The following is a 21,733-nucleotide window of genomic DNA, read 5'->3' as shown; positions in this document are numbered from 1 at the left end:
GGCCGGTGTTTGGGACGTAAAGCGACAGCAGTCCCAAACACCGGCCCCTCCGGCCCGTCCCCTCCCGTTGAGGGATGGGAAGAAGGTGGGTGGGGGTGGGCGTTGGGGATGCAAGGGGCCTTGGGGACCCGTAGGGGTGGGTCGAACAGATCCCGTAAGGGTTGTGAGGGCCCCTGCGGGGCCACAACTGGACGCGCCGGGTGAGCTATTCCCACTGACCGGCGACACCAGGTGCATCCTCCACGACGCGCGCCCCCACTCGCCCGCACACTCCCCCAACGGGAGGGGACGGGCCGGAGGGGCCTTGTTCGTGGACGTAAAGCGACAGCAGTCCACGAACAAGGCCCCGGAGGTCCGTCACCGCACCCAGCAACAACCCAGCCCGCCGCAGGCGCAACGGCGAACAACACCCGCGGCGCAGCAGACAGGTACGTGCGGGGGCGCCGCAAAGCGCAACGACGAGACGCCCCGCGGCGCGACAGCCAGGTACGTAGGGGGCTCCGCAAAGCGCCCCGCGGCGCCGCAGACAGGTACGTGGGAGGCGCCGCAAAGCGCAACGGCGAGCCCCGCGGCGCAGCAGACAGCTACGTGCGAGGCGCCGCAAAGCGCAGCGGAACGTGGGCTACCGATCCGGAAGGTGGATGACGGGAAAGCTGCCCGTATTCGTCGGGGCGTTCTCCGGTAGCCAGAGGACGGAGATCGCGCCCGTCGAGCCGTCCGTCAGTTCGTCCGCGTTGCGGAAGGTCAGACGGGCGCCCAGCACGCGGGCCTGGCCCGCCGCGATGGTCAGGCCCAGCCCGTGGCCGCGGCCCGCCCGGTCGCTGCTGCCGGTGCGGAACCGGCTCGGCCCCTCGCGCAGCAGCGCCTCCGGGAAACCGGGCCCGTGATCGCGCACCCGCAGCACCCGGCCCTCGACCGTCACCTCGATCGGCGGCTTGCCGTGCCGCGCCGCGTTCGCGATCAGATTGCCCAGGATCCGCTCCAGCCGGCGCGGATCGGTGGTCGCCTCGGAGTCCCGTACGACATCGATCCGGATGTCCGGGTCCAGGGCCCGCACCCGGCGGGTGACGAACTCGCCCAACGCCACGTCCTGCAGCTCGGCGCGCTCGGCGTAGCCGTCCAGCCGGGCCACCTCCAGGACGTCCTCGACGAGCGTCCGCAGCGCCTGCGCACGGTCCCGGACCAGCTCCGACGGGCGGCCCGGCGGCAGCAGCTCGGCCGCGGTCAGCAGACCCGTGACCGGCGTGCGCAGCTCATGGGCGATGTCCGCGGTCACCCGCCGCTCGGCCTCGATCCGCTCCTGGAGCGCGTCCGACATGGCGTCCACCGCCCACGCCAGATCGTCCGTCTCGTCCCGCACCCGGCCGCCGACCTCGTCGCGGATCCGTACCGACCGGTCCCCGTCGGCCAGCTTCCCCGCCGCCGCGGCCGCCTTCCGCAGCCGCTTGGACAGCCGCCCGCCGACCAGCACGCCCAGCGCACAGCCGCCCACCACCACGGCGGTCGAACCGATCAGCAGCGCCTGGTCGAGATCGTCCAGAACGGCGAAACGGTCCGGGAAACGGTCGTGCATCGACAGCACCCGGCCGTCGCTCAACGGCGTCGCCGCCCACACCTCCGGCGCCGTCTCCCCGGTGTCCTGCAGATACGTCGCGCGCTCGTTCTCCGCGACCTCCCGGCGCAGCGGCCCCGGCAGCGCCGGATCGTCGAGCTTCGCCCCGAACTGCAGCCGGCTGGTCGACTCGAAGATCTTCTGGGTGAAATTCAGCCGCTCGACCTGCACGTCCCGGCTGTTGTCGAGCATGGAATGGCGGGCCGCGTTGTGCACGACGAGGCTCAGCGCGATCGCGACCAGCGCTCCGACGAGCGCGATCGCGGCGCTGAGCTTCCATCTCAGCCCTGTCCGCAGGGCCAGCCTCACCACCGGCGGCGTCAGCCTCTCAGCTTGTATCCGAAACCGCGGACCGTCTCGATCCGGTCCTGGCCGATCTTGCCGCGCAGCCGCTGGACGTGGACGTCCACGACCCGGGTGTCACCGCCCCAGCCGTAGTCCCACACCCGCTCCAGCAGCCGGTCGCGCGAGAGGACCGTACCCGGCGCGTTGGAGAACTCCAGCAGCAGCCGCATCTCGGTCGGCGTCAGCGCCACGTTCTCGCCGCCCTTGCGGACCTCCATGCCCTCGGTGTCGACCTCCAGATCACCGAAGCGCAGCACCGCCTCGTCCGGGCCGGCGTCCGCCGCCGCGGCCGGCTTGGCACCGTCCGGGCCACTGGCATGGCCGAAACGGCGCAGCACCGCACGGATCCGCGCCACCAGCACCGCCCCGTCGAACGGCTTGGTGACGTAGTCGTCCGCGCCCGCCTCCAGGCCCAGCACCACATCGATCGAGTCGGCCCGCGCCGACAGCATGATCACCGGAACCGTCGACTCGTCACGGATCCGCCGGCACAGACTCACCCCGTCCAGCCCCGGCACCATCACGTCGAGCAGCGCGATGTCAGGACGGTTCGCACGGAACGCCTCCAGCCCCGCGAGCCCGTCCGGCATCGCGGTGACCACGAATCCGTCCCGCTCCAGCGCGAGCTGCGTCGCCTCACGGATCACGTCGTCGTCCTCGACGAAAAGCACATGGGTGTCGGCCATGCGGTTGTCTCAACCCTCCGGTCCCGCGCCGCTGTCGTCCGGCGCCGGGATGCTGTCGACGGTGGTCTTGCTGTAGTCGGTGTGGTACTCGTCGTCCTGGCGGAAGCGGCCGCCCGCCCAGCGGTACGTCGTCACGTCCTCACCGGACGGACAGCACACCTGGTCGCCGGCCGCGTAGGTCTGCTTCGAGATCTCCAGCTGACCCTTGTTGACCGCGGCCGAGACCGACGGCTGCTCATTGGCATACACGTTGTCATACCCGTCCTTCGCCCCGCTGTCCCTGCGGTACACGTAGGACCCGATCCCCACCGAATCCGCGCAGGTCATGACGTTGACGATGACATCGGGCGACGAACCGCCGGTCAGCGACGCATAGGTCACCTCCACCGGATACTCGTCGGCGGCGCACGGCTTGTACAGCGACTTCTTCACATCCGCGCCGACCTTCGGATCGTCCCGCATCAGCCGGACCGCGTCGACCTTCTTGTACCCGGCCGACGACGTCGGACTCGGCATGCTGCTCGCCGCCCCCTTGGGTGCCGGGGTGCTGCTCGCCGACCCCTCACTGCGCACACCCTCGCCCCCCGGATTGCACCCGGCCAGCAAAAGGCCGACGGCGGCCACCCCCGCCGTGGCCGCGCCGCCTCTGGTCAACCCGATCCTGGTCAACCTGTTCCTGGACAATCCGCTCCTGCTCACCGTGCTGCTCGCACAGCCGCCGATCCCGCTGCTGTTCGTGAGTGACTGAAGTGCCTGAAGGCCGAGTGACTGAAGTGCCTGGAGGCTCTGAGGGCTCTGAAGTGACGATAGTCGTCGGTCTGCGTGGTGGTCGTGGTCCTCGCGGTCCTCGTTGCTGAGTGAAAGCCGTCATCGCTACGGAATGCCGTCCGCCGAGCGGCGCGCTGCCGTCCGGCGAAGCCGTTCCTGAGGTGTTCCGAGGTGTTCCCGGGGGTTCCGCGGTGTTCCGGGTGCCCCGGGGTGTTCCCTGATGCGATTGTGACGCCTCGACCTGTGAACCGTACGACTCCGGACCACGTGACCGTTTTCACACATTTGTCACGCGCGTGCCCGGGGAGCCGCTCCCCGCACGTCAGGCCGCGCACCGCTCCTGGTCCTGGCGCGCCCGCTCCTGCTCGCCGCGCTCCAGCATCCGCGCGTCGATGTCGCGGGCCTGCAGTTCCTGACGCAGCCGCGCCAGCGCACGGTGCAGCGTGCTCTTGACCGTGCCCGTGGACATCCCGAGCGCGGCAGCCGTCTCCTCCGTGCTCATCTGCTCCCAGTGCCGCAGCACGACCACGCTGCGCTGCTTGGGAGCCAGCACCCCGAGGATGTCCATCAGCAGCGCCCGGTCCGCGCGCTGCTCGGTGCCGTCGTCCACGCTCGCGTCCGGCAGCTGCTCGGTGGGCACCTCCTCCAGCTTGCGGGCCCGCCACCACTCCGTACGGGTGTTGATCATGACGCGGCGGAGGTAGGCGTCGGCCAGCGACTTGTCCGCGATCCCGTCCCAGCGGCCGTACGTACGCACCAGCGCCGTCTGCAGCAGGTCCTGGGCGTCGACCGGATCGGGCACCAGACGCCGGGCGCTGCGCAGCAGGGCCTCCTGCCGCGTCCGCACGTACTCTTCGAAGTCCAGTACCTTGCCGCCGCTGGTCGCCATCCCGACGCCTCCGATCCGCTTGCGATTCCCCACGTTGACTGCGCTGGCGGTCATCTCCAGCACGTGGAAGACGCTACGGAGGGGGTGTTGCGACGTAATGTGCGTGGGCCCCACAGCGAGTGCACGGAAAACCCTCGGTTGTGTAACAGCCCGCCGGGGGTCATACCTCGGGGGGACGGCGACCCCCGCCCCGTCATACTCCGGACGGACAACACCCCCACCGAAAGGCCCATGAGGCTTACGGCATTCGTCATGGCGCCTGCCGGGCAGCCGTCATGGAACCCGTCTCGGCTACTCGTCTACTCGTCGCGGCGCATGCGTCCCTGCTACCGGGGTTACCGCGCCGCCGCCCGACCGAAGAATCACCATCCAGCCGATTGCCAACCCTTTTCGGTCATGAAAGACGGTCAGGGGCGGCTGCAGGTGCAGCCGCCCCTGAGGGTTTGGGGGATCGGTTGTCGGGGTGTGGGCGGCGGTTACGTCCAGGGGTGCGGGCCCGCCCGCGGGCGGCGGTTACGCAGGTGTACCCACGAGAGCGATCGCGCACGGGCGAAAGCGATCACGCGCGGGCGAAGGTGATCACTCGCGGGTGAACCGGCACCGGTAACTGGGCCGACCACGGCGATCGAGCCGGAGCTCCCGCCGCTGGAGCTCCCGCCTACGACAGCGGCAACCGGTAGCGGCCACCGCCCACCGGCTCCACCAGGCCGTCCGAGACCAACCCGTCCAGCGCCCGGGCGCGCTGCACCGGCTCGTCCCACACCGCGTCCAGCACCTGCTGCGGAACCGGCGCCACCGCCTCCCGCAGCACCGCGAGCAGCTTCCCGCGCACCTGCCGGTCGGTACCGGCGTACGTCTGGGTGCGCCGCGGCGGACCGTCGTGCGCCGGGGAGCCGGCCAGCCGCCACGCGCACCGCGAGGCGATCGGGCAACGGTGGCACTCCGGCGTGCGCGCCGTACACAACAGCGCACCCAGCTCCATCGTGGCCGCCGCCCAGCGCGCCGCCAGCCCCTCGTCCTCGGGCAGCAGTTGGCGGGCGAGCTTGCGCTCGGCGGCGGTGGTGGCGTTCGGCGGGAACTGCCGGCCGGCCACCGCGCGCGCGAACACCCGCCGCACGTTCGTGTCCAGCACCGCGTGCCGCTGCCCGTACGCGAACGAGGCGACCGCCGCGGCGGTGTACTCGCCGACGCCGGGCAGCGCCAGCAACTGGGCGTGCTCGCGCGGCACGTCACCGCCGTGCCGCTCCTGTATGGCGGACGCGGCGGCGTGCAACCGCAGCGCACGCCGCGGATAACCGAGCCGGCCCCAGGCGCGGACCGCTTCGCCCGGCGCCTCGGCGGCCAGGTCGGCGGGGCGCGGCCAGCGGGCCAGCCACTGCTCGTACACCGGCAGCACTCTGCTGACCGGCGTCTGCTGGAGCATGAACTCGCTCACCATCACACCCCAGGCGCCCGCCTCGGGGCGGCGCCAGGGCAGATCGCGGGCATGCTCGTCGAACCAGTCGGTGACCGGCCCGTGCAGCGCGGTCCCGTCTGCGGCCTCCGCGGCCGGAACGGCGGCGGAAGCGGTCTCGGCGGCGTCGGACGTGGCAGATGAGGTGACAGGCGTCGAAGTCATGGCACCGACGATCCTGGCACGTCCGTACGCCCCCAGGAAACGCACCGGCCGCGCCCCGCCGCACGCCCACCCACTCGCAGGACGACCACATGCGCACGCTTGGCCGCTACCGCCGGTACGCCACCCCCTCAAGACCGACTCCGCAAGCCCTACCAAAACTCATTACACTCCGAGGGAACTGATTACTCTCCGTAATCGTTGCCGGAACAAGAAGGAGGCGACAAGGCAGAACAAGGCAGGGACGGGAGGCAGGCAGGGTGGGTAGGCGGGGGAGGTGGATAAGGCGGGGCGAGGCAGGGCGGGGCAGGGTCGGGCAAGGCCAGGGACGTGGCAGGGCACGGTCGGCTGGGCGCACGGGCGGCTGGGCGGGTCCAGCCAGAGGTCGGCTCGGAGCCAGCCGAGGGCCGCAGGAAAATGCGCGGGGCGCAGGAAGCGCAAGGTGCAACGCGCGGGTCGCAAGGCGCGGGGCGCGGGTATAGGGCACAAGGCCGGGATACGGACATGGCGAAGACGAACGACGGCGACAGGCAGATGCCCGAGACGCCAGAAGTGAGCGGTAGACGTACGGCGAAGCCGGACGACAGAGCAGACGAGCCCTTGCGCATGCGCGACAGTGATCCTGCGCGCGGCGGGGAGCCCGTTCGTGGTGGGGGACCCGTACGTGGCGACCGGCCCGCGCGTGGCGACCGGTCCGTGCGCGGCGGTGAGTCAGGGCGTGTCGGCGACTCGGTGCAAGGTGGCGAGTCGGTGCAGGGTGGCGCGGCAGCCGGGAGCTCCCCGCCCTGCCCGCATGCGATCCAGCAGGCACTGGCCGCCCACACGACGATCACCCTGGCGTACGTGGACGAGGACGGCCCCCAGGCCTGCGCGGTCCTGTACGCCACCGACACTGCCGCCGCTCCCGCTCCCGCCGCCGCGGCAGGTGCGGCAGGAGCGGTCGGCGGGCCGGTGCTGTACTTCGTCACGGCGACCACGACGCGCCACGGACGGGCTCTGGCCGACCAAGGGGCACGGGTCGCCTTCACGGTGCAGCGCGACGGCCAGGAGTGGAGCGCGCTGACGGGGATTCAGGGGAGGGGGCGCTGCCGGGCCCTGTCGGGCGCCGAGCGGGCCGTCGGCTGGCGGGCCTATACCCAACGCTTCCCCTTCGTCGAGGCGGACGAGCGGCTTCGGGCCGCGTTGGAACGCACCACCCTCTGGGAACTACGCCCTGACTGGCTGCGGCTGATCGACAACGGCCAGGGCTTCGGCCACAAGGTGGAGTGGCCGCGTCCGGAGAGGGCGTAGGCGCTGGGTGCCGCCGGGGACGCTGCCTGCGCGGTGGCCCGGGGACGCTGCCTGCGCGGTGGCCCGGGGATGCTGCCTGCGCGGTGGTTCAGGGGATGCCGGCGCCCTGTGGCCCGGGGGATGTGGCCCGCGGCTGTGGGGGCGCTGCCCGCACCGCGGGAGTGGTGGGTTGGTCGTGGGGCGAGGGGTGGGTGTGGGTGGTGGTGCATGAGGGCGGTGGGGGTGTGGGGTTGGGCGGTGGTGCGTGGGGGGTGGTGGATGTGTGGGGTTGGTGGGGTGGAAGGGGTGTGTGTGGGGGGTTGGGCGGGTGTGGGCAGTGAGGGCCAGGCTGATCATGGGAAAAGTTGCAGTCTCATGCGGCGGGTAGTGGCCGGTGCGGCTGCTGATCTCTCGTAGAGTTTCCGCGTGGGATCACTGCGCAATCCGATCGGGCCGCTTCCCTCCTCCATCTACTGGCGGCGGAGGGCCATTGCGCTGGCCATCGTCGTACTGCTCGCCCTACTGGTCGTGTGGGCCCTCAACTTGGGCGGCGGCGACAACAGCGGCGACGAGGGTAAGGGCGGTGCGCACGGCAAGGGGCCCGCGACGTCGATCACGCCCGGACCCTCGTCCGCGGGCCCGGCGATCAGCCAAAAGCCGGGCGGGCGCGGTGAGTCGGGGTCCGGAGGGGAGTCAGGGGATGACTCCGGTTCCGGCGGTGGTACGGGCTCCTCGGGCGTCGGGAGCGGCGCCGGCGGTGAGGACGGCGGGGCCGGCGGTGGTTCCGGGGGCGGGGCGTCGGGCGGTGGCGCGGGTGCCGGCGGGCCGATCGGGCAGGGGTCCGGGAAGGGTGTTCCGGCCAGTTCTTCGTTGCCCAACTGCACTGATCCTGACGTTGAGTTGGCGCTGCGGAGCGTGAAGGGCTCGTACGCGCCGGGCAAGAAGCCGCAGTTCGAGCTGACCGTCAAGAACACGGCTGACGCGGCCTGCAAGGTGGACCTCGGGCGGAAGGCGGCGGTGCTCACGATCAGCGACGCCGCGGGTGACGACCGGGTGTGGGCCTCGAACGACTGCCCCTCGGGCACCGCGCCGGCGCTGTTGCAGGTGCCGGCCAACGGCTCCGTGAAGCGCACCGTCGAGTGGGACCGTCGGGCGAGCGGACCGCAGTGCGCGACGCCCAGTTCGGCCACGGTGCCGGCCGGCAAGTACCGGATCGAGGCCAAGGTGCCGGGACTGAAGTCCGTCCGTACGTCGTTCGTCCTGGCAGAAGACTGAGCCTTCGTCGCCTCCGTCGTTCTTAGCGTCCCTCGTCCACTGTCGGGCGTCGGCCCTCGTCAGGGCGTGGGCCCTCGTCGGGTGTCGGCCAACGTAAGCGTCGGGCGTGGGCCATCGTCTGGTGTCGGCCAACGTAGGGCGTTGGGTGTCGGCCAACGTCGGCGTCGGGCGTCGGGAGTGGAACGTCGGGCCGCGGGTCGAGCGTTGGGTGTGCGCGGTCCCCGTTCGCCGTTCGCCGTTGGCCGTTCGCCGCACACCGCACACCGTTGGGCGTGAGCCGTCCGCGGTTCGGAAGCGGGAGCTCCGGTAATTCCGCTGGTAGGGATTCCGCTGACGGCGTGCGGTGCTGGTTCGGGTCGGCGCGGTCCGGCACAGTCGGCGGTATGAAGCTACTGATGCTGGGCGGTACGGAGTTCGTGGGGCGGGCGGTCACCGAGGCGGCGCTGGCGCGGGGTTGGCAGGTGACGGTCTTCCACCGGGGGCGGCACGCGGCGCCGGAGGGCGCGGCGGTCCTGCACGGTGAACGGGGGGAGGCGGGCCCGGAGGGCCTCGCGGCGTTGCGGGCCGGGGAATGGGACGCCGTCGTGGACACCTGGAGCGGTGCGCCCTCGGCGGTGCGGGACGCGGCGCGGTTGCTGGCCGGGCGGGTCGGCAGGTATGCGTACGTGTCCAGCCGGTCGGTGTACGCGTACCCGGCGGCGTACGGGCTGGACGAGGACGGGCCGCTGGTGACGGGGTCCGCGGACGCCACGGACGCCGAGGACTACGCGGTGGCCAAGCGGGGCGGGGAGTTGGCGGCCCTGGAGGCGTTCGGGGAGCGGGCGCTGCTGGTGCGGGCCGGGCTGATCCTCGGGCCGTACGAGAACATCGGGCGGCTGCCGTGGTGGCTGGGCCGGATCGCCCGTGGTGGGCCGGTGCTCGCGCCGGGGCCGCGGGAGATGGCGCTGCAGTACATCGATGTGCGTGATCTCGCGGAGTGGACGCTCGACGCGCTGGAGGCCGGGCTCGGCGGGGCGTACAACCTGGTGAGCGAGGTCGGGCACGCCACCATGGGGGAGTTGCTGGAGAGCTGTGTGAAGGTCACCGGCTCGGACGCGGAGCTGCGCTGGACGGCGCCGGAGGACGTACTCGCGGCCGGTGTGGAGCCGTGGACCGAGTTGCCGGTGTGGCTGGCGCCGGGTGAGTTGCAGGATGCGATGTACGGGGCGGATGTGTCCCGGGCGCTGGCGACGGGGCTGCGGTGCCGGCCGATTGCCGAGACGGTGGCCGATACGTGGGCGTGGTTGCGGAGCATCGGCGGGGTGGCGCCGCAGCGTCCGGACCGGCCGGCGGTGGGGTTGGCGGCGGCGAAGGAGGCGGCGGCGCTGCGGTAGGCCCCGAGGGACGTCGGGCGGGGGCGGGGGCGGGGAGTGGGGGAAGGGGGCTGCGGGGGCCCTTAGGGGGCAGTCGAACAGATCCCGTAGGGGATGCGCGGGCCCCCTGCGAGGCCACAACGCCAAGAGCACAGCGGGTTATTCCCGCCAGCGGGTCACCCCCACCCCCCCACACACACGCCCCACCTACGCACCCCACCTACACGTACCGCTCCAAGATCGAGGATTCCGCCAGGCGGGAGAGGCCCTCGCGGACGGAGCGGGCGCGGGCTTCGCCGACGCCGTCGACGGTCTGGAGGTCGTCGACGCTGGCGGCGAGGAGTTTCTGCAGGCCGCCGAAGTGGTCGACGAGGCGGTCGATGACGGTGCCGGGGAGGCGCGGGACCTTCGCCAGGAGGCGGAAGCCGCGGGGGGAGACGGCGGAGTCGAGGGTCTCGGGGGCGCCGCTGTAGCCCAGTGCGCGGGCCACGTTGGGGAGTTCGAGGAGTTCGGCGTGGGTGAGGGAGTCGAGTTCGGCGAGCGCCTCGGAGACGGTGCGGGCGCGCTTGGCGGTGGGCTCGGGGACGTAGTCGCGGACGACCAGTTCGCGTTCCGGTTCGACGCCGGCGATGAGCTCTTCGAGCTGGAGGGCGAGCAGCCGGCCGTCGGTGCCGAGTTCGACGACGTATTCGGCGATCTCGGTGGCGATGCGGCGGACCATTTCCAGCCGCTGGGCGACGGCGGTCACGTCCCGTACGGTCACCAGGTCCTCGATCTCCAGGGCGGAGAGGGTGCCGGCGACCTCGTCGAGGCGGAGCTTGTAGCGCTCCAGGGTGGCCAGGGCCTGGTTGGCGCGGGAGAGGATGGCCGCGGATTCCTCCAGGACGCGGCGCTCGCCGTCGACGTAGAGCGCGATCAGCCGCATGGACTGGCTGACGGAGACGACGGGGAAGCCGGCCTGGATGGAGACGCGCTGGGCGGTGCGGTGGCGGGTGCCGGTCTCCTCGGTGGGGATGGAGGCGTCGGGGACGAGCTGGACGCCGGCCCGGAGGATCTTGGTGATGTCCTTGTCGAGGACCAGTGCGCCGTCGAGTTTGCACAGCTCGCGGAGGCGGGTGGCGGTGAATTCGACGTCGAGGACGAAGCCGCCGGTGCACATGGTCTCGACGGTCTTGTCGAAGCCGAGGACGATCAGGCCGCCCGTGTTGCCGCGGAGGATGCGCTCCAGGCCGTCGCGCAGGGCCGTGCCGGGGGCGACGGCGCTCAGCGAGGCGCGCATCAGGCTCTCGGTGCCGGATCCCCCGCCGGACCTGCCGGGAGTCGATGCCCGGTCGTTGGCTGCCACTGCACTCCTCCGTCGCACGGTCTGTCGGTCCGCGGGCCGCCCGGCCCTTGCTGTGGTTGATGCATCAGCCTGTGGTTGACGTACCAGCGGAGCGTACGTGGCCGACAGGCAATTCTGCGGTGACGGGCGAGACCAGGGCAAAGTCTACCGGCGCACACCCTCCTCCTGTGGGGCCTCCCGGCGTACGCGCTTGGGCAGGACGGAGAGCGCCTGTCCGACGTCGGCGACCTCCATCACCCGCATACCGTCGGGGATCTTGCCGGGGTCGGTGGGGACGAGGGCGTGGGTGAAGCCGAGCCGGGCGGCTTCGGAGAGCCTGCGCTGGACGCCGGTGACGCGTCTGACCTCGCCGGCGAGGCCGACCTCGCCGATGGCGACGAGGTTCTTGGGCAGCGGGGTGTCGCTGGCGGCGCTGGCGAGGGCGAGGGCGACGGCGAGGTCGGCGGCGGGTTCGGTGAGCTTCACGCCGCCGACGGTGGCGCTGTAGATGTCGCGTTTGCCGAGGGCGCTGATCCGGCCGCGTTGTTCGAGGACGGCGAGCATCATCGAGACGCGGGAGGTCTCCAGGCCGGAGGTGGTGCGCCGCGGTGAGGGGATCTGGGAGTCGACGGTGAGCGCCTGGACCTCCGCCACCAGGGGGCGGCGGCCCTCCAGGGTCACCGTCAGGCAGGTGCCGGGGACCGGTTCGTCGCGGCGGGTGAGGAAGAGGCCGGAGGGGTCGGCGAGCCCGGTGATGCCCTCGTCGTGGAGTTCGAAGCAGCCGACCTCGTCGGTGGTGCCGTAGCGGTTCTTGACGCCGCGGACGAGGCGGAGGCGGGCGTGCCGGTCGCCTTCGAAGTGGAGGACGACGTCGACGAGGTGCTCCAGGAGGCGGGGGCCGGCGATGGCGCCGTCCTTGGTGACGTGGCCCACGAGGAGGGTGGACATGCCGCGTTGCTTGGAGGCGCGGATGAGGGCGCCGGCGACCTCGCGGACCTGGGCCATGCCGCCGGGGGCGCCGTCGATCTCGGGGGAGGCGACGGTCTGGACGGAGTCCAGGATCAGCAGGGACGGCTTGACGGTGTCGAGGTGGCCGAGGACGGCGGAGAGGTCGGTCTCGGCGGCGAGGTAGAGGTGGTCGTCGAGGGCGCCGATGCGGTCGGCGCGGAGCCGGACCTGGCTCGCGGATTCCTCGCCGGTGACGTAGAGGGTGGGGTGGTCGGCGGAGGCGGACTTGGCGGCGGCGTCCAGCAGGAGGGTGGATTTGCCGACGCCGGGCTCGCCGGCGAGGAGGACCACGGCGCCGGGGACCAGGCCGCCGCCGAGGACGCGGTCGAGCTCGTCGACGCCGGTGGAGCGGGCGGTGGCCTGCTTGCCGTCGACCTGGCCGATGGGCAGGGCGGCGGTGGTGACCCGGCCGGGCGCGGTGGTGCGGACGGCGGGGGTGCCGCCGAACTCCTCGACCGTGCCCCACGCCTGGCATTCCGGGCAGCGGCCGAGCCACTTGGCGGTGGTCCAGCCGCATTCGGTGCAGCGGTACGAGGGGCGGTCCTTGCCCGGCGCTTTACGAGTTGCCATGGGGATCACCGTAGCGGCGGGGTCTGACAGTGCCGCGCCTGCCGCCGGGGCTCGCCCCCCGGGGCCGTCGCCGTCTCGCTTCCCGCCCCCCCGGGGCCGTCGCCCGTCTCGCCTCCCGCTGCCTCGTTGCTCCGACCGGGTGGCGCACGCCGCGTGCGCTTTGTGTGCCGCGGCCGGTTCGTGTCCCCTTTTGAGGGAGATGGTCACCCGTAAGGGTTAAAAGTGGTCCGGGAGAGTAAGTCCGGCTGCATCATCCGCCTACCGTCGCCGGGGTGATGAGCAGCAGGCCCGAGCACCCCACGCACTCCACCGGCGTACACCGGTCGCGCGGCGACGACCGGCGCCGGAGCCGTCCGCAGTCCGCCCAGCCGTCCTCCCGGCCCCTCCAGCCGCCCGCCCCGGGTGCCCCGGAGGAGCCCGGTGACGGCTATCAGCCGTATCTGGACGGCCTGTTCACCTACTGCCTGTCGGTGCTGTGCGAGCACGACGCGGCGACCGCGGTGCTCGGCGAGATGCTGGCGCTCGCCGAGCGGCACCACCACCGCCGCCCGGCCGACCCGGCGCTGCACCGCGCCTGGCTGTACGCGCTGGCCCGCTGGGCATGTCTGCGGCGGCTCGCCGAGCGGACGGGCACGGGCATCGGCTCCGGCTCCCGCTCCGGCTCCGGCTCCCGCTCCGGAACCGTCACCCCCGCCTCCGCCTCCACCGGCCTCGCCACCGGCCCCGCCACCGCCACCGGCTCCGGTCCCGTGTCGCCCCGCGAGGGCGAGCGGCGGCAGCGGGAGCTGGCCGTGCTGGCCTGGCCGGAGGCCGCGGGCACCTCTCCCGGGCAGCGGGAGGCGCTGGAGCTGTCGGTGCGGCACCGGCTCTCCGCCGACGAGGTCGCCGCGGTGCTCGGCGCCGACCCGATCGCCACCCGCGCGCTGCTCGCCACCGCCTCCTGCGAGGTCGAGCGGACCCGGGCGGCGCTGGCCGTCGTCGAGTCCGGCCGGTGCAAGGAGGTGGCGCAGCTGGCGGGGGACAGTCAGGTGCTGCTGGGGGCGGCGCTGAGCCGGGAGCTGGTGCGGCACGTCGACGACTGCGCGACCTGCCGGCGGACCGCGGAGCGGGCCACCGCGCCGGGGCCGTGGCCGGGCACCGCGCCGGCGGCCCGGGGTTCGCTGCCGCTGGTCGCCGCGCCGCAGGAGGCGGTTCTGGGGGCGCTGGCGGCGGCCCGGCGGTCCCGTACGGGCCGGGCCGACGGCTCCGCCGCGGCCGGACGCCGCGGCCGGCCGGGTGGGGCAAACGGTTCTCCTCGCTACGACCGCAACGGTTTCCCGGCGGGCCCGCCGCCGGACCGCTCGGCCCGGCGGCGCAGGCTGCGCGCCCGGGCCCTGACCACGACGGTGGTCGCCACGGTCATCGCGGCGCCGGTGCTGGCCCTGTGGGCGGCCTACCGCGGGGCGCCCGCCACGGGGGAGACCGCGGCGGACGGCATGCCCTCGGTGACGGCGAACGACACCGACGCCGGGGCGCGCCTCGACGGCGGGTACGAGAACGCCGGGAACGCCAGGACCACGCCGTCGCCGACCACCCGGAGCGACGGCCGGACGCCGGACGTGTCGGTCGCGGTGATCGGCGCGGACGGCACCCCGCTGCGGCCGGGCGAGGCGGACCGTACGGCGACGGGTCCGGGGCGGCTGACGGTCGCCGCGCAGCCCAGCGGCGGCACGACGGCGATCACGATCAGTGCGTCCGGCGGCGAGCCGGTGCACTGGACGGCGACGCCGGGCGCGGCATGGCTGCAGATGAGCCAGACGGCGGGCTATCTGCACCCCGGGCAGTCCACGACGGTCACGGTCTACGTCGACCACGACCGGGAGCCGGCGGGCCGCTGGCGGACCCGGATCGCCATTCACCCGGGCGGCACCGCGGTCACGCTGGAGGGCTACGGCGGTCCGGCGACCGGACCGCAGGGCCCGTCGCCGGCCGGTCCGTCGCCGTCGCGTCCCCCGCACACGCCGGCGCCCACGGACCCCACCCCCACGGCTCCGGCGCCGTCCCCGTCGCGGACGAGCCCGACGCCCGGCCCCTCGGACCCGTCGCCGACCGCGTCGCCGAGCGGCCCCACGGCGACCTCCGGGCCGACGCCCTTCAAGCCGTCGGACACCCCGTCGAACACGACGCGCCCGGCCCGCTGAGCAGCGGGCCGGGCGGGGCCGGGCGGGGTACGGCGCTGGTTCCGGTGGGTCTACGGCCGGGGGTCCGCCGGGTGCGGGGCCATCGGCAGCTGCGCGGCCAGCCGCTGTTCGCACAGCTCGGCGAGCTTGGCGTAGCCCTTCTTGCCCATCAGCTCGGTCAGTTCCGGCTTGTACGAGACGTAGACCGGTTCGCCCGCGCCGTGCGCCGAGGTCGCGGAGGTGCACCACCAGTGCAGGTCGTGGCCGCCGGGGCCCCAGCCGCGCCGGTCGTACTCGCCGATGGTGACCTGCAGCACCTGGGTGTCGTCGGGCCGGTCGATCCAGTCGAAGGTGCGCCGGACCGGCAGCTGCCAGCAGACGTCGGGCTTGGTCTCCAGCGGTTCGCGGCCCTCACGCAGCGCGAGGATGTGCAGCGAGCAGCCGGCGCCGCCCTGGAAGCCGGGGCGGTTCTGGAAGATGCAGGAGCCCTGCCAGCGGCGGGTCTGCCGTTCGCCGTCGTCGTCGACCTCGACCCAGCCGCTGTCGGTGCCCACGTCGTGGAACTGCCACAGGTCGGGCGTGAGCCGCGCCACGTGCTCGGCGACCCGCTTCTCGTCGTCGTCGTCCGAGAAGTGCGCGCCGAGCGTGCAGCACCCGTCGTCGGCCCGGCCGGCCTGGATGCCCTGGCAGCCGCTGCCGAAGATGCAGGTCCAGCGGGACGTCAGCCAGGTCAGGTCGCAGCGGAAGATCTGTTCGTCGTCGGCCGGGTCGGGGAAGGTGACCCAGGCGCGGGCGAAGTCGAGTCCGACCTCGTCGGCCGGGGGCTGGTTCCCCTCGGCCGCCTGGGCGCGCCGCTTTTCTTCCTTCTTCGACGCTTTTTCGTGCTTCGCCTTTTTCGTCTTTGCCACGGGTCCAGCGTACGGCGCGTTCCGCGGCACCCGGAGGGGCCGGGGGCCCACCGCGCCGACGAGCCCTGCCGGGCGTCGCAGTAGGTTTCCCCGTATGAGACTCGGTGTCCTCGATGTGGGTTCGAATACGGTCCATCTGCTGGTGGTGGACGCACACCCCGGCGCGCGGCCGTTGCCCGCCTACTCGCACAAGGCGGAACTGCGGCTGGCCGAGCTCCTCGACGACGGCGCGATAAGCGACGCCGGGGTGGAACGGCTGGTGGCCACCGTCCGGGAGGCGCTGCAGGTGGCCGAGGACAAGGGTGTGGAGAGCGTGCTGCCGTTCGCGACGTCCGCGGTGCGGGAGGCGTCGAACGGGGAGGACGTGCTGCGCCGGGTCGCCGAGGAGACCGAGGTGGAGCTGCAGGTGCTCTCCGGTGAGGACGAGGCGCGGCTCACGTTCCTCGCCGCCCGCCGGTGGCTGGGCTGGTCCGCGGGCCGGCTGCTGGTCCTCGACATCGGCGGCGGTTCGCTGGAGATCGCCTACGGCCTCGACGAGGACCCGGACGTGGCGGTGTCGCTGCCGCTGGGCGCCGGCCGGCTGACCGCGGCCGGGCTGCCCGGGGACCCGCCCGATCCCGAGGACGTCCGCACGCTGCGCCGCCGGGTGCGGGCCGAGATCGCCCGGGTGGTGAGCGAGTTCAGCCGCTACGGCACCCCCGACCAGATCGTCGGCACGTCCAAGACGTTCCGGCAGTTGGCCCGGATCGCCGGTGCCGCCCGCTCCGCCGAGGGCCTCTACGTCCAGCGCGAGCTGACCCACAAGAAGCTGGAGGAGTGGGTGCCGAAGCTGGCCGGGATGTCCGCGCGGGAGCGGTCCGAGCTGCCCGGGGTGTCCGAGGGCCGGGCGCGGCAGTTGCTGGCCGGGGCGCTGGTCGCCGAGGCGGCGATGGACCTGTTCGGGGTGGAGACCCTGGAGATCTGCCCGTGGGCGCTCCGCGAGGGGGTCATCCTGCGGCGGCTGGACCACCTGCCGTAGTGCCCGGTCCGGCTGCCGTAGTGCCCGGGACCGCGTGCCGTAGTGCCGGGACCGCAGCCCGTGGTGCCCGAGCCGCGTGCCGTAGTGCCTGGGCCAGCCCGTAGTGCCTGAGCACCTGCCGTAGTGCCTGGACCAGCCCGTAGTGCCTGAGCACCTGCCGTAGTGCCTGGACCAGCCCGTAGTGCCTGAGCACCTGCCGTAGTGCCTGAGCCACCTGCCGTAGGCGGGAGTCCGCTCGGGGGCGGCCGGGTCGGAGAGGCGGCGCGTAGGGCGGCTGCGGCGGTTGCCGGACCATGCCGGGCCGTGGGCGGAGGCGAAGACACGCACGTGAGACTCGTCACGCCGCCGATCGGCCCCGCCACCTGCGTACCCCCCGCCCCACAAGCCACAACGGCGGACGCGAGGGGCCCGGACCTCCCGCCCTGCGCACAGCTCCGGCCCGTACGCTGTCCCTCGTGACAGAGCCTGTGGTGCGCATCCCGGATGCGAAGGTCGCGCTGTCCACGGCCTCGGTGTATCCGGAGTCGACGGCGACGGCCTTCGAGATCGCCGCGCGCCTGGGCTACGACGGCGTCGAGGTCATGGTGTGGACCGACCCGGTCAGCCAGGACATAGAGGCGCTGCGCCGGCTCTCCGACTACCACGGCGTGCCGGTCCTGGCCGTGCACGCGCCCTGTCTGCTGATCACCCAGCGGGTCTGGTCGACCGACCCGTGGGTCAAGCTCCAGCGCGCCCGCAACGCCGCCGAGAAGCTCGGCGCCTCCACCGTGGTCGTCCACCCGCCGTTCCGCTGGCAGCGCAGCTACGCCCGGGATTTCGTCCGCGGGGTGTGGCGGATGGCGAACGAGACGGACGTGCGGTTCGCCGTCGAGAACATGTACCCGTGGCGCTACCGCGACCGCGAGATGCTGGCGTACGCCCCGGACTGGGACCCCACCAACGACGACTACCGGCACTTCACCGTCGACCTGTCGCACACCGCCACGGCCCGCAACGACGCGCTGGACATGGTGGAGCGGATGGGCGACCGGCTGGCGCACGTCCACCTCGCCGACGGCAACGGCTCCGCCAAGGACGAGCACCTCGTCCCGGGCCGCGGCAGTCAGCCCTGCGCCGAGGTGCTGGAGCGGCTGGCCGCGAACAACTTCTCCGGCCACGTGGTCGTCGAGGTCAACACCCGCCGGGCGATGTCCGCCGCCGAACGCGAAGCCGACCTGGCCGAGGCGCTGGCCTTCACAAGGCTGCACCTGGCCTCGCCGACCTGGGTGCCGGGGTCCTGACCGGTTCTCCTGCCGGTACGGGGAGAAACGGTCCGCCCGGCACGCGCCGCGGGGGCCGGCCGGTCGCCGTCCGCACTCCGGTCATCCGTCTCACATCCCGGAGTCAGTGTCCGGATCTTGGATCAAGAGCGTAACCTCGGGATCAGCTGCGGTATGCCGCTGCTGCTGTACGGCTGAACGTACGTATCCCGAGGGAGTGACCATCGTGCCCGAGCTGAGGTCCCGCACCGTTACCCACGGCCGCAACATGGCGGGTGCCCGCGCCCTTATGCGCGCCTCGGGCGTAGCGGGCTCGGACATCGGCCGCAAGCCGATCATCGCCGTGGCGAACTCCTTCACCGAGTTCGTGCCGGGCCACACCCACCTCCAGCCGGTCGGCCGGATCGTCAGCGAGGCGGTCAAGGCGGCCGGCGGTATCCCGCGCGAGTTCAACACCATCGCCGTCGACGACGGCATCGCCATGGGCCACGGCGGCATGCTGTACTCCCTGCCCTCCCGCGACCTGATCGCGGACAGCGTGGAGTACATGGTCGAGGCGCACTGCGCCGACGCGCTGATCTGCATCTCCAACTGCGACAAGATCACCCCGGGCATGCTGAACGCCGCGCTGCGACTCAACATCCCGACCGTCTTCGTCTCCGGCGGCCCGATGGAGTCCGGCCGGGCCACCCTCGTCGACGGCACGGTCCGCACCCTCGACCTGGTCGACGCGATCTCGGACGCGGTGAACGACAAGATCTCCGACGCGGACATCCTCCGCATCGAGGAGAACGCCTGCCCGACCTGCGGTTCCTGTTCCGGCATGTTCACCGCCAACTCGATGAACTGCCTGACCGAGGCCATCGGCCTCTCCCTGCCGGGCAACGGCTCGGTGCTGGCCACGCACACCGCCCGCAAGGCGCTGTACGAGAAGGCCGGCCGTACGGTCGTCGAGCTCACCACGCGCTACTACGAGGGCGGCGACGAGTCGGTCCTGCCGCGCAACATCGCCACCTTCGACGCGTTCGAGAACGCCATGGCCCTGGACATCGCCATGGGCGGCTCGACCAACACGATCCTGCACCTGCTCGCCGCCGCCCAGGAGGCGGGCGTCCCCTTCGGCCTCGAAGCGATCGACGCCGTCTCCCGCCGGGTCCCCTGCCTGGCGAAGGTGGCTCCCAACGTCGCCAAGGACCGCACGTACTACATGGAGGACGTGCACCGCGCCGGCGGCATCCCGGCCCTGCTCGGCGAGCTGCACCGCGCCGGCCTGCTCAACGAGGACGTGAACTCCGTCCACAGCCCGTCGCTCGCCGACTGGCTCAAGACCTGGGACGTGCGCGGCGGTTCGCCGTCCGCGGAGGCCGTCGAGCTGTGGCACGCGGCGCCGGGATGTGAGAGGTCCGCGGAGGCCTTCTCCCAGTCCAAGCGCTGGGAGGCACTGGACGAGGACGCCGAGGGCGGCTGCATCCGCTCGGCCGAGCACGCCTACTCCAAGGACGGCGGCCTCGCCGTCCTCAAGGGCAACCTGGCCGTCGACGGCTGCGTCGTGAAGACCGCCGGTGTCGACGAGTCCATCTGGACCTTCGAGGGCCCGGCCGTGGTCTGCGAATCGCAGGAACAGGCCGTCGAGAAGATCCTCAACAAGCAGGTCAAGGACGGCGACGTGGTCGTCATCCGCTACGAGGGCCCCAAGGGCGGCCCCGGCATGCAGGAGATGCTCTACCCGACCTCGTACCTGAAGGGCCGGGGCCTGGGGAAGACCTGCGCGCTGATCACCGACGGCCGCTTCTCCGGCGGCACGTCCGGCCTGTCCATCGGCCACGCCTCCCCCGAGGCGGCCGGCGGCGGCACGATCGCCCTCGTCGAGGACGGCGACCGGATCCGCATCGACATCCCGAACCGCACGATCGAGCTGCTGGTCGGTGAAGAGGAGCTGGCGGCCCGCCGCGAGACCCTCGGCGGCGTCTACGCCCCCAAGAACCGCGAACGCAAGGTCTCCGCGGCGCTGCGCGCCTACGCCGCGATGGCCACCAGCGCGGACAAGGGCGCGGTCCGGGACGTGAGCCTGCTGGGCTGAGGCCCGCCGGCATCGGACGTGAAGGAGCCCCCACCTGGGTGGGGGCTCCTTCACGTTTCGCTGTCCCTGTGTCAGACGTTGGACAACTCCCCGCCCTTGACGGCGTCCACGAACGAGGCCCACGCGGCCGCAGGGAAGACCAGCGCGGGGCCGTGCGGGGCCTTGCTGTCCCGGACGGGGACGAGGGTCGGGATGTCGTCGGCGATCTCGATGCACTGTCCGCCGTCGGGGTTGCTGTAGCTGGACTTGCGCCAGGTGACGGTGCTCAGGTCGATGGCTCGCACGGCACTTCCTCCAACATCCGCATGACGAACTTCCGCGATTCGGCCGGGCTCAGGGCCAGGTCGCGCACCGCATCGTACGCGCGTTGCAATCGCTCAACCGGCCCGGTTTCCTCGATGAGTTCACCACGATGGGCGTTCTCCGTGTAAGCCACGGTTCGGCCGTCGGGGAGGCGGAGGAACATGACGTCGGTGCTCACGAGGCCATGCGGACCAGAGATGTCAGGCAGCACCTGGAGCGTGACGTTCGGAGCCGCCGCCGCCTCGGCAAGATGTTCCAGTTGCTTTCGCCATTCCGTCGGATCCCGCAACGACGCGCGCAACACAGCCTCGGAGAGGATCGTCCGGAACGGTGGCGCCTCGTCGCCCCTCAGCAACTCGCGGCGCCCTATGCGCGCTTCCACTTGCCGGGTCAGGTCGTCGCCCTTAGAGCCACCTACCGCGAGCACTTCGCGCGCGTAGCCTTCCGTCTGCAGCATGCCAGGGAAGACGCTGACACCGAAGTGCCACAAGCTCACCGCCTCCGCCTCCAGCGTCATGTACCGCCGGTACCGCTCGCGGAACTGCGTAGGGTCGCCCGCCGCCAACTCCCACAGCGTCAGCAGCAGTCCCGGTGTCCCGTAGTGCTGGTCCAGGGCCTGGACGACCTCGGGGCTGCCGAGGGTCTGGCCGCCCTCCATCTTGCCGAAGAGGGACCAGTCCCAGCCCAGCGTCTCGCCGAGCTGGCGGAGGCTGTCGCCCTTGCGGGAGCGGAGTAATCGCAGCTCCTCCACGAAGCGTTGGCGCGGCTCCTGGCTGCGGCCGGTGACCGCTCGTCTCGGCGGCATGGCGACCTCCTCCGTGGAAGGTGTGGAACGGACGTCTCAGCGCGGCGAAGTACGCCCCGCAAGGGGTATTCGCGCCCTTCTCCGCATGCATCCTGGTGACGGTTGGAATACGCACAGTAGTCGGCCTCCGGGGTTCCGGGCAGGCGAACGACAGAAGGGCTGGTTGGTCAGGATGACCGCGGAACGGATCACGGCGAACGCGGCGGCGGAAGCGGCGTGCGACGAATTGATGAGGACGCTGGCGCGGACCGGGATCGTGCTGCCGTCGCTGAGCGTCGACCCGGTGTCGTACAGCTACCAACACCCGCGTCCGCTGATCGAGTTGGGGCGGTGCAATCTGGAGACGACGTTCAAGCTGATCGCGGCGTTGAGGAAAGCGGCGGGGCGGTGAACGGTCCGACCGGGCGCTCCTTTGGGCAGCCGTCCCCGCATCGCGTGCCGCTGCCGCGGCACCGGAGTCCGTACGCCTATGACGCCAAGAGCGGGCC

The 21,733-nt window shown here is 72.3% G+C and carries 19 protein-coding genes; 9 read left to right on the top strand and 10 right to left on the bottom strand.

What is annotated here, in order from left to right; all coding sequences use genetic code 11:
* Window positions 1-622: 622 nt before the first annotated feature.
* From cseC to AB0E02_RS35240, 3 genes are read right to left on the bottom strand one after another with little or no spacing between them, the layout of a single operon-like run.
* Window positions 623-1,924, bottom strand: coding sequence for a two-component system sensor histidine kinase CseC (gene cseC / locus AB0E02_RS35250; protein WP_030801711.1), 1,302 nt, complete (start codon window positions 1,922-1,924; stop codon window positions 623-625).
* A gap of 8 nt (window positions 1,925-1,932) precedes the next feature.
* Window positions 1,933-2,643, bottom strand: a complete 711-nt coding sequence (gene cseB, locus AB0E02_RS35245) for a two-component system response regulator CseB (RefSeq protein ID WP_351536993.1) — start codon at window positions 2,641-2,643, stop codon at window positions 1,933-1,935.
* A 9-nt stretch (window positions 2,644-2,652) separates the two neighbouring features.
* Complete coding sequence (locus tag AB0E02_RS35240; protein WP_362147504.1) at window positions 2,653-3,159, bottom strand: hypothetical protein; 507 nt, start codon at window positions 3,157-3,159, stop codon at window positions 2,653-2,655.
* On the opposite strand from AB0E02_RS35240, the gene AB0E02_RS35235 reads away from it, so the two are divergent.
* A complete protein-coding gene (locus AB0E02_RS35235; protein WP_362147501.1) occupies window positions 3,158-3,391 on the top strand; it encodes a hypothetical protein in 234 nt (77 codons plus the stop codon). The genes AB0E02_RS35240 and AB0E02_RS35235 overlap by 2 nt on opposite strands.
* A 342-nt stretch (window positions 3,392-3,733) precedes the next feature.
* Here the strand turns inward: AB0E02_RS35235 and AB0E02_RS35230 are convergent, their stop codons facing one another.
* Both AB0E02_RS35230 and AB0E02_RS35225 read right to left on the bottom strand, forming a co-directional pair.
* Entirely contained in the window at window positions 3,734-4,300 is a 567-nt protein-coding gene (locus AB0E02_RS35230; protein ID WP_030417146.1) for a SigE family RNA polymerase sigma factor, read from the bottom strand.
* Window positions 4,301-4,958: 658 nt separating this feature from the next.
* The gene (locus AB0E02_RS35225) at window positions 4,959-5,918 is read right to left on the bottom strand and encodes an A/G-specific adenine glycosylase (protein WP_362147499.1); all 960 of its coding nucleotides are present in this window, start codon (window positions 5,916-5,918) and stop codon (window positions 4,959-4,961) included.
* Between the two features lie 747 nt (window positions 5,919-6,665).
* Here AB0E02_RS35225 and AB0E02_RS35220 point away from each other — a divergent pair.
* From AB0E02_RS35220 to AB0E02_RS35210, 3 genes are all read left to right on the top strand, one after another.
* Window positions 6,666-7,205 (top strand): pyridoxamine 5'-phosphate oxidase family protein, encoded by a 540-nt coding sequence (locus tag AB0E02_RS35220; protein WP_362147496.1) that lies wholly within the window; start codon window positions 6,666-6,668, stop codon window positions 7,203-7,205.
* 405 nt (window positions 7,206-7,610) lie between these two features.
* The gene (locus AB0E02_RS35215; protein WP_362147493.1) at window positions 7,611-8,459 is read left to right on the top strand and encodes a hypothetical protein; all 849 of its coding nucleotides are present in this window, start codon (window positions 7,611-7,613) and stop codon (window positions 8,457-8,459) included.
* A gap of 383 nt (window positions 8,460-8,842) precedes the next feature.
* Entirely contained in the window at window positions 8,843-9,832 is a 990-nt protein-coding gene (locus AB0E02_RS35210) for an NAD-dependent epimerase/dehydratase family protein (protein ID WP_362147490.1), read from the top strand.
* Window positions 9,833-10,031: 199 nt separating this feature from the next.
* Here AB0E02_RS35210 and disA read toward each other — a convergent pair whose 3' ends face one another.
* Together disA and radA are read right to left on the bottom strand one after the other, a co-directional pair.
* Window positions 10,032-11,156 (bottom strand): DNA integrity scanning diadenylate cyclase DisA, encoded by a 1,125-nt coding sequence (gene disA / locus AB0E02_RS35205; RefSeq protein ID WP_030415811.1) that lies wholly within the window; start codon window positions 11,154-11,156, stop codon window positions 10,032-10,034.
* 144 nt (window positions 11,157-11,300) lie between these two features.
* Window positions 11,301-12,713, bottom strand: coding sequence for a DNA repair protein RadA (gene radA / locus AB0E02_RS35200; RefSeq protein WP_362147485.1), 1,413 nt, complete (start codon window positions 12,711-12,713; stop codon window positions 11,301-11,303).
* A 275-nt stretch (window positions 12,714-12,988) separates the two neighbouring features.
* Between radA and AB0E02_RS35195 the strand changes: the two genes are divergently transcribed.
* Complete coding sequence (locus AB0E02_RS35195) at window positions 12,989-14,893, top strand: sigma-70 family RNA polymerase sigma factor (RefSeq protein WP_362147483.1); 1,905 nt, start codon at window positions 12,989-12,991, stop codon at window positions 14,891-14,893.
* A 50-nt stretch (window positions 14,894-14,943) separates the two neighbouring features.
* Here the strand turns inward: AB0E02_RS35195 and AB0E02_RS35190 are convergent, their stop codons facing one another.
* Window positions 14,944-15,780 (bottom strand): hypothetical protein, encoded by an 837-nt coding sequence (locus tag AB0E02_RS35190; protein WP_362147480.1) that lies wholly within the window; start codon window positions 15,778-15,780, stop codon window positions 14,944-14,946.
* Between the two features lie 94 nt (window positions 15,781-15,874).
* Between AB0E02_RS35190 and AB0E02_RS35185 the strand changes: the two genes are divergently transcribed.
* The 3 genes from AB0E02_RS35185 to ilvD all read left to right on the top strand — a co-directional run bounded on the left by AB0E02_RS35185 (window position 15,875) and on the right by ilvD (window position 20,137).
* Window positions 15,875-16,798: a Ppx/GppA phosphatase family protein gene (locus AB0E02_RS35185; RefSeq protein WP_362147477.1), complete on the top strand. Its 924-nt coding sequence runs from the start codon at window positions 15,875-15,877 to the stop codon at window positions 16,796-16,798.
* 455 nt (window positions 16,799-17,253) lie between these two features.
* Window positions 17,254-18,078, top strand: a complete 825-nt coding sequence (locus AB0E02_RS35180) for a sugar phosphate isomerase/epimerase (RefSeq protein ID WP_199816451.1) — start codon at window positions 17,254-17,256, stop codon at window positions 18,076-18,078.
* A gap of 205 nt (window positions 18,079-18,283) precedes the next feature.
* The gene (gene ilvD, locus AB0E02_RS35175; RefSeq protein ID WP_362147473.1) at window positions 18,284-20,137 is read left to right on the top strand and encodes a dihydroxy-acid dehydratase; all 1,854 of its coding nucleotides are present in this window, start codon (window positions 18,284-18,286) and stop codon (window positions 20,135-20,137) included.
* Window positions 20,138-20,208: 71 nt separating this feature from the next.
* Here the strand turns inward: ilvD and AB0E02_RS35170 are convergent, their stop codons facing one another.
* A complete protein-coding gene (locus tag AB0E02_RS35170; protein WP_362147470.1) occupies window positions 20,209-20,421 on the bottom strand; it encodes a DUF397 domain-containing protein in 213 nt (70 codons plus the stop codon).
* The gene (locus AB0E02_RS35165) at window positions 20,403-21,245 is read right to left on the bottom strand and encodes a helix-turn-helix transcriptional regulator (RefSeq protein ID WP_362147467.1); all 843 of its coding nucleotides are present in this window, start codon (window positions 21,243-21,245) and stop codon (window positions 20,403-20,405) included. Before AB0E02_RS35165 ends, AB0E02_RS35170 begins: the two co-directional genes overlap by 19 nt.
* Before the next feature lie 172 nt (window positions 21,246-21,417).
* Here AB0E02_RS35165 and AB0E02_RS35160 point away from each other — a divergent pair, with 172 nt between their 5' ends.
* A complete protein-coding gene (locus tag AB0E02_RS35160; RefSeq protein ID WP_362147464.1) occupies window positions 21,418-21,636 on the top strand; it encodes a hypothetical protein in 219 nt (72 codons plus the stop codon).
* Window positions 21,637-21,733: the final 97 nt, after the last annotated feature.

Origin of the sequence: Streptomyces sp. NPDC048196 (assembly GCF_040652715.1) — a bacterium.
Taxonomy (GTDB): Bacteria; Actinomycetota; Actinomycetes; order Streptomycetales; family Streptomycetaceae; genus Streptomyces; species Streptomyces siderophoricus.
This window is presented reverse-complemented; position numbering and strand designations above follow the sequence as displayed.

Bases quoted from the DNA above. Each gene is read 5' to 3' on its own strand.
- AB0E02_RS35185 (WP_362147477.1), top strand. From the start codon at position 15,875: ATGAGACTCGGTGTCCTCGATGTGGGTTCGAATACGGTCCATCTGCTG.
- cseB (WP_351536993.1), bottom strand. From the start codon at position 2,643: ATGGCCGACACCCATGTGCTTTTCGTCGAGGACGACGACGTGATCCGT.
- AB0E02_RS35160 (WP_362147464.1), top strand. From the start codon at position 21,418: ATGACCGCGGAACGGATCACGGCGAACGCGGCGGCGGAAGCGGCGTGC.
- AB0E02_RS35165 (WP_362147467.1), bottom strand. From the start codon at position 21,245: ATGCCGCCGAGACGAGCGGTCACCGGCCGCAGCCAGGAGCCGCGCCAA.
- AB0E02_RS35195 (WP_362147483.1), top strand. From the start codon at position 12,989: ATGAGCAGCAGGCCCGAGCACCCCACGCACTCCACCGGCGTACACCGG.
- AB0E02_RS35210 (WP_362147490.1), top strand. From the start codon at position 8,843: ATGAAGCTACTGATGCTGGGCGGTACGGAGTTCGTGGGGCGGGCGGTC.
- AB0E02_RS35230 (WP_030417146.1), bottom strand. From the start codon at position 4,300: ATGGCGACCAGCGGCGGCAAGGTACTGGACTTCGAAGAGTACGTGCGG.
- AB0E02_RS35225 (WP_362147499.1), bottom strand. From the start codon at position 5,918: ATGACTTCGACGCCTGTCACCTCATCTGCCACGTCCGACGCCGCCGAG.
- radA (WP_362147485.1), bottom strand. From the start codon at position 12,713: ATGGCAACTCGTAAAGCGCCGGGCAAGGACCGCCCCTCGTACCGCTGC.
- AB0E02_RS35235 (WP_362147501.1), top strand. From the start codon at position 3,158: ATGCTGCTCGCCGCCCCCTTGGGTGCCGGGGTGCTGCTCGCCGACCCC.
- AB0E02_RS35240 (WP_362147504.1), bottom strand. From the start codon at position 3,159: ATGCCGAGTCCGACGTCGTCGGCCGGGTACAAGAAGGTCGACGCGGTC.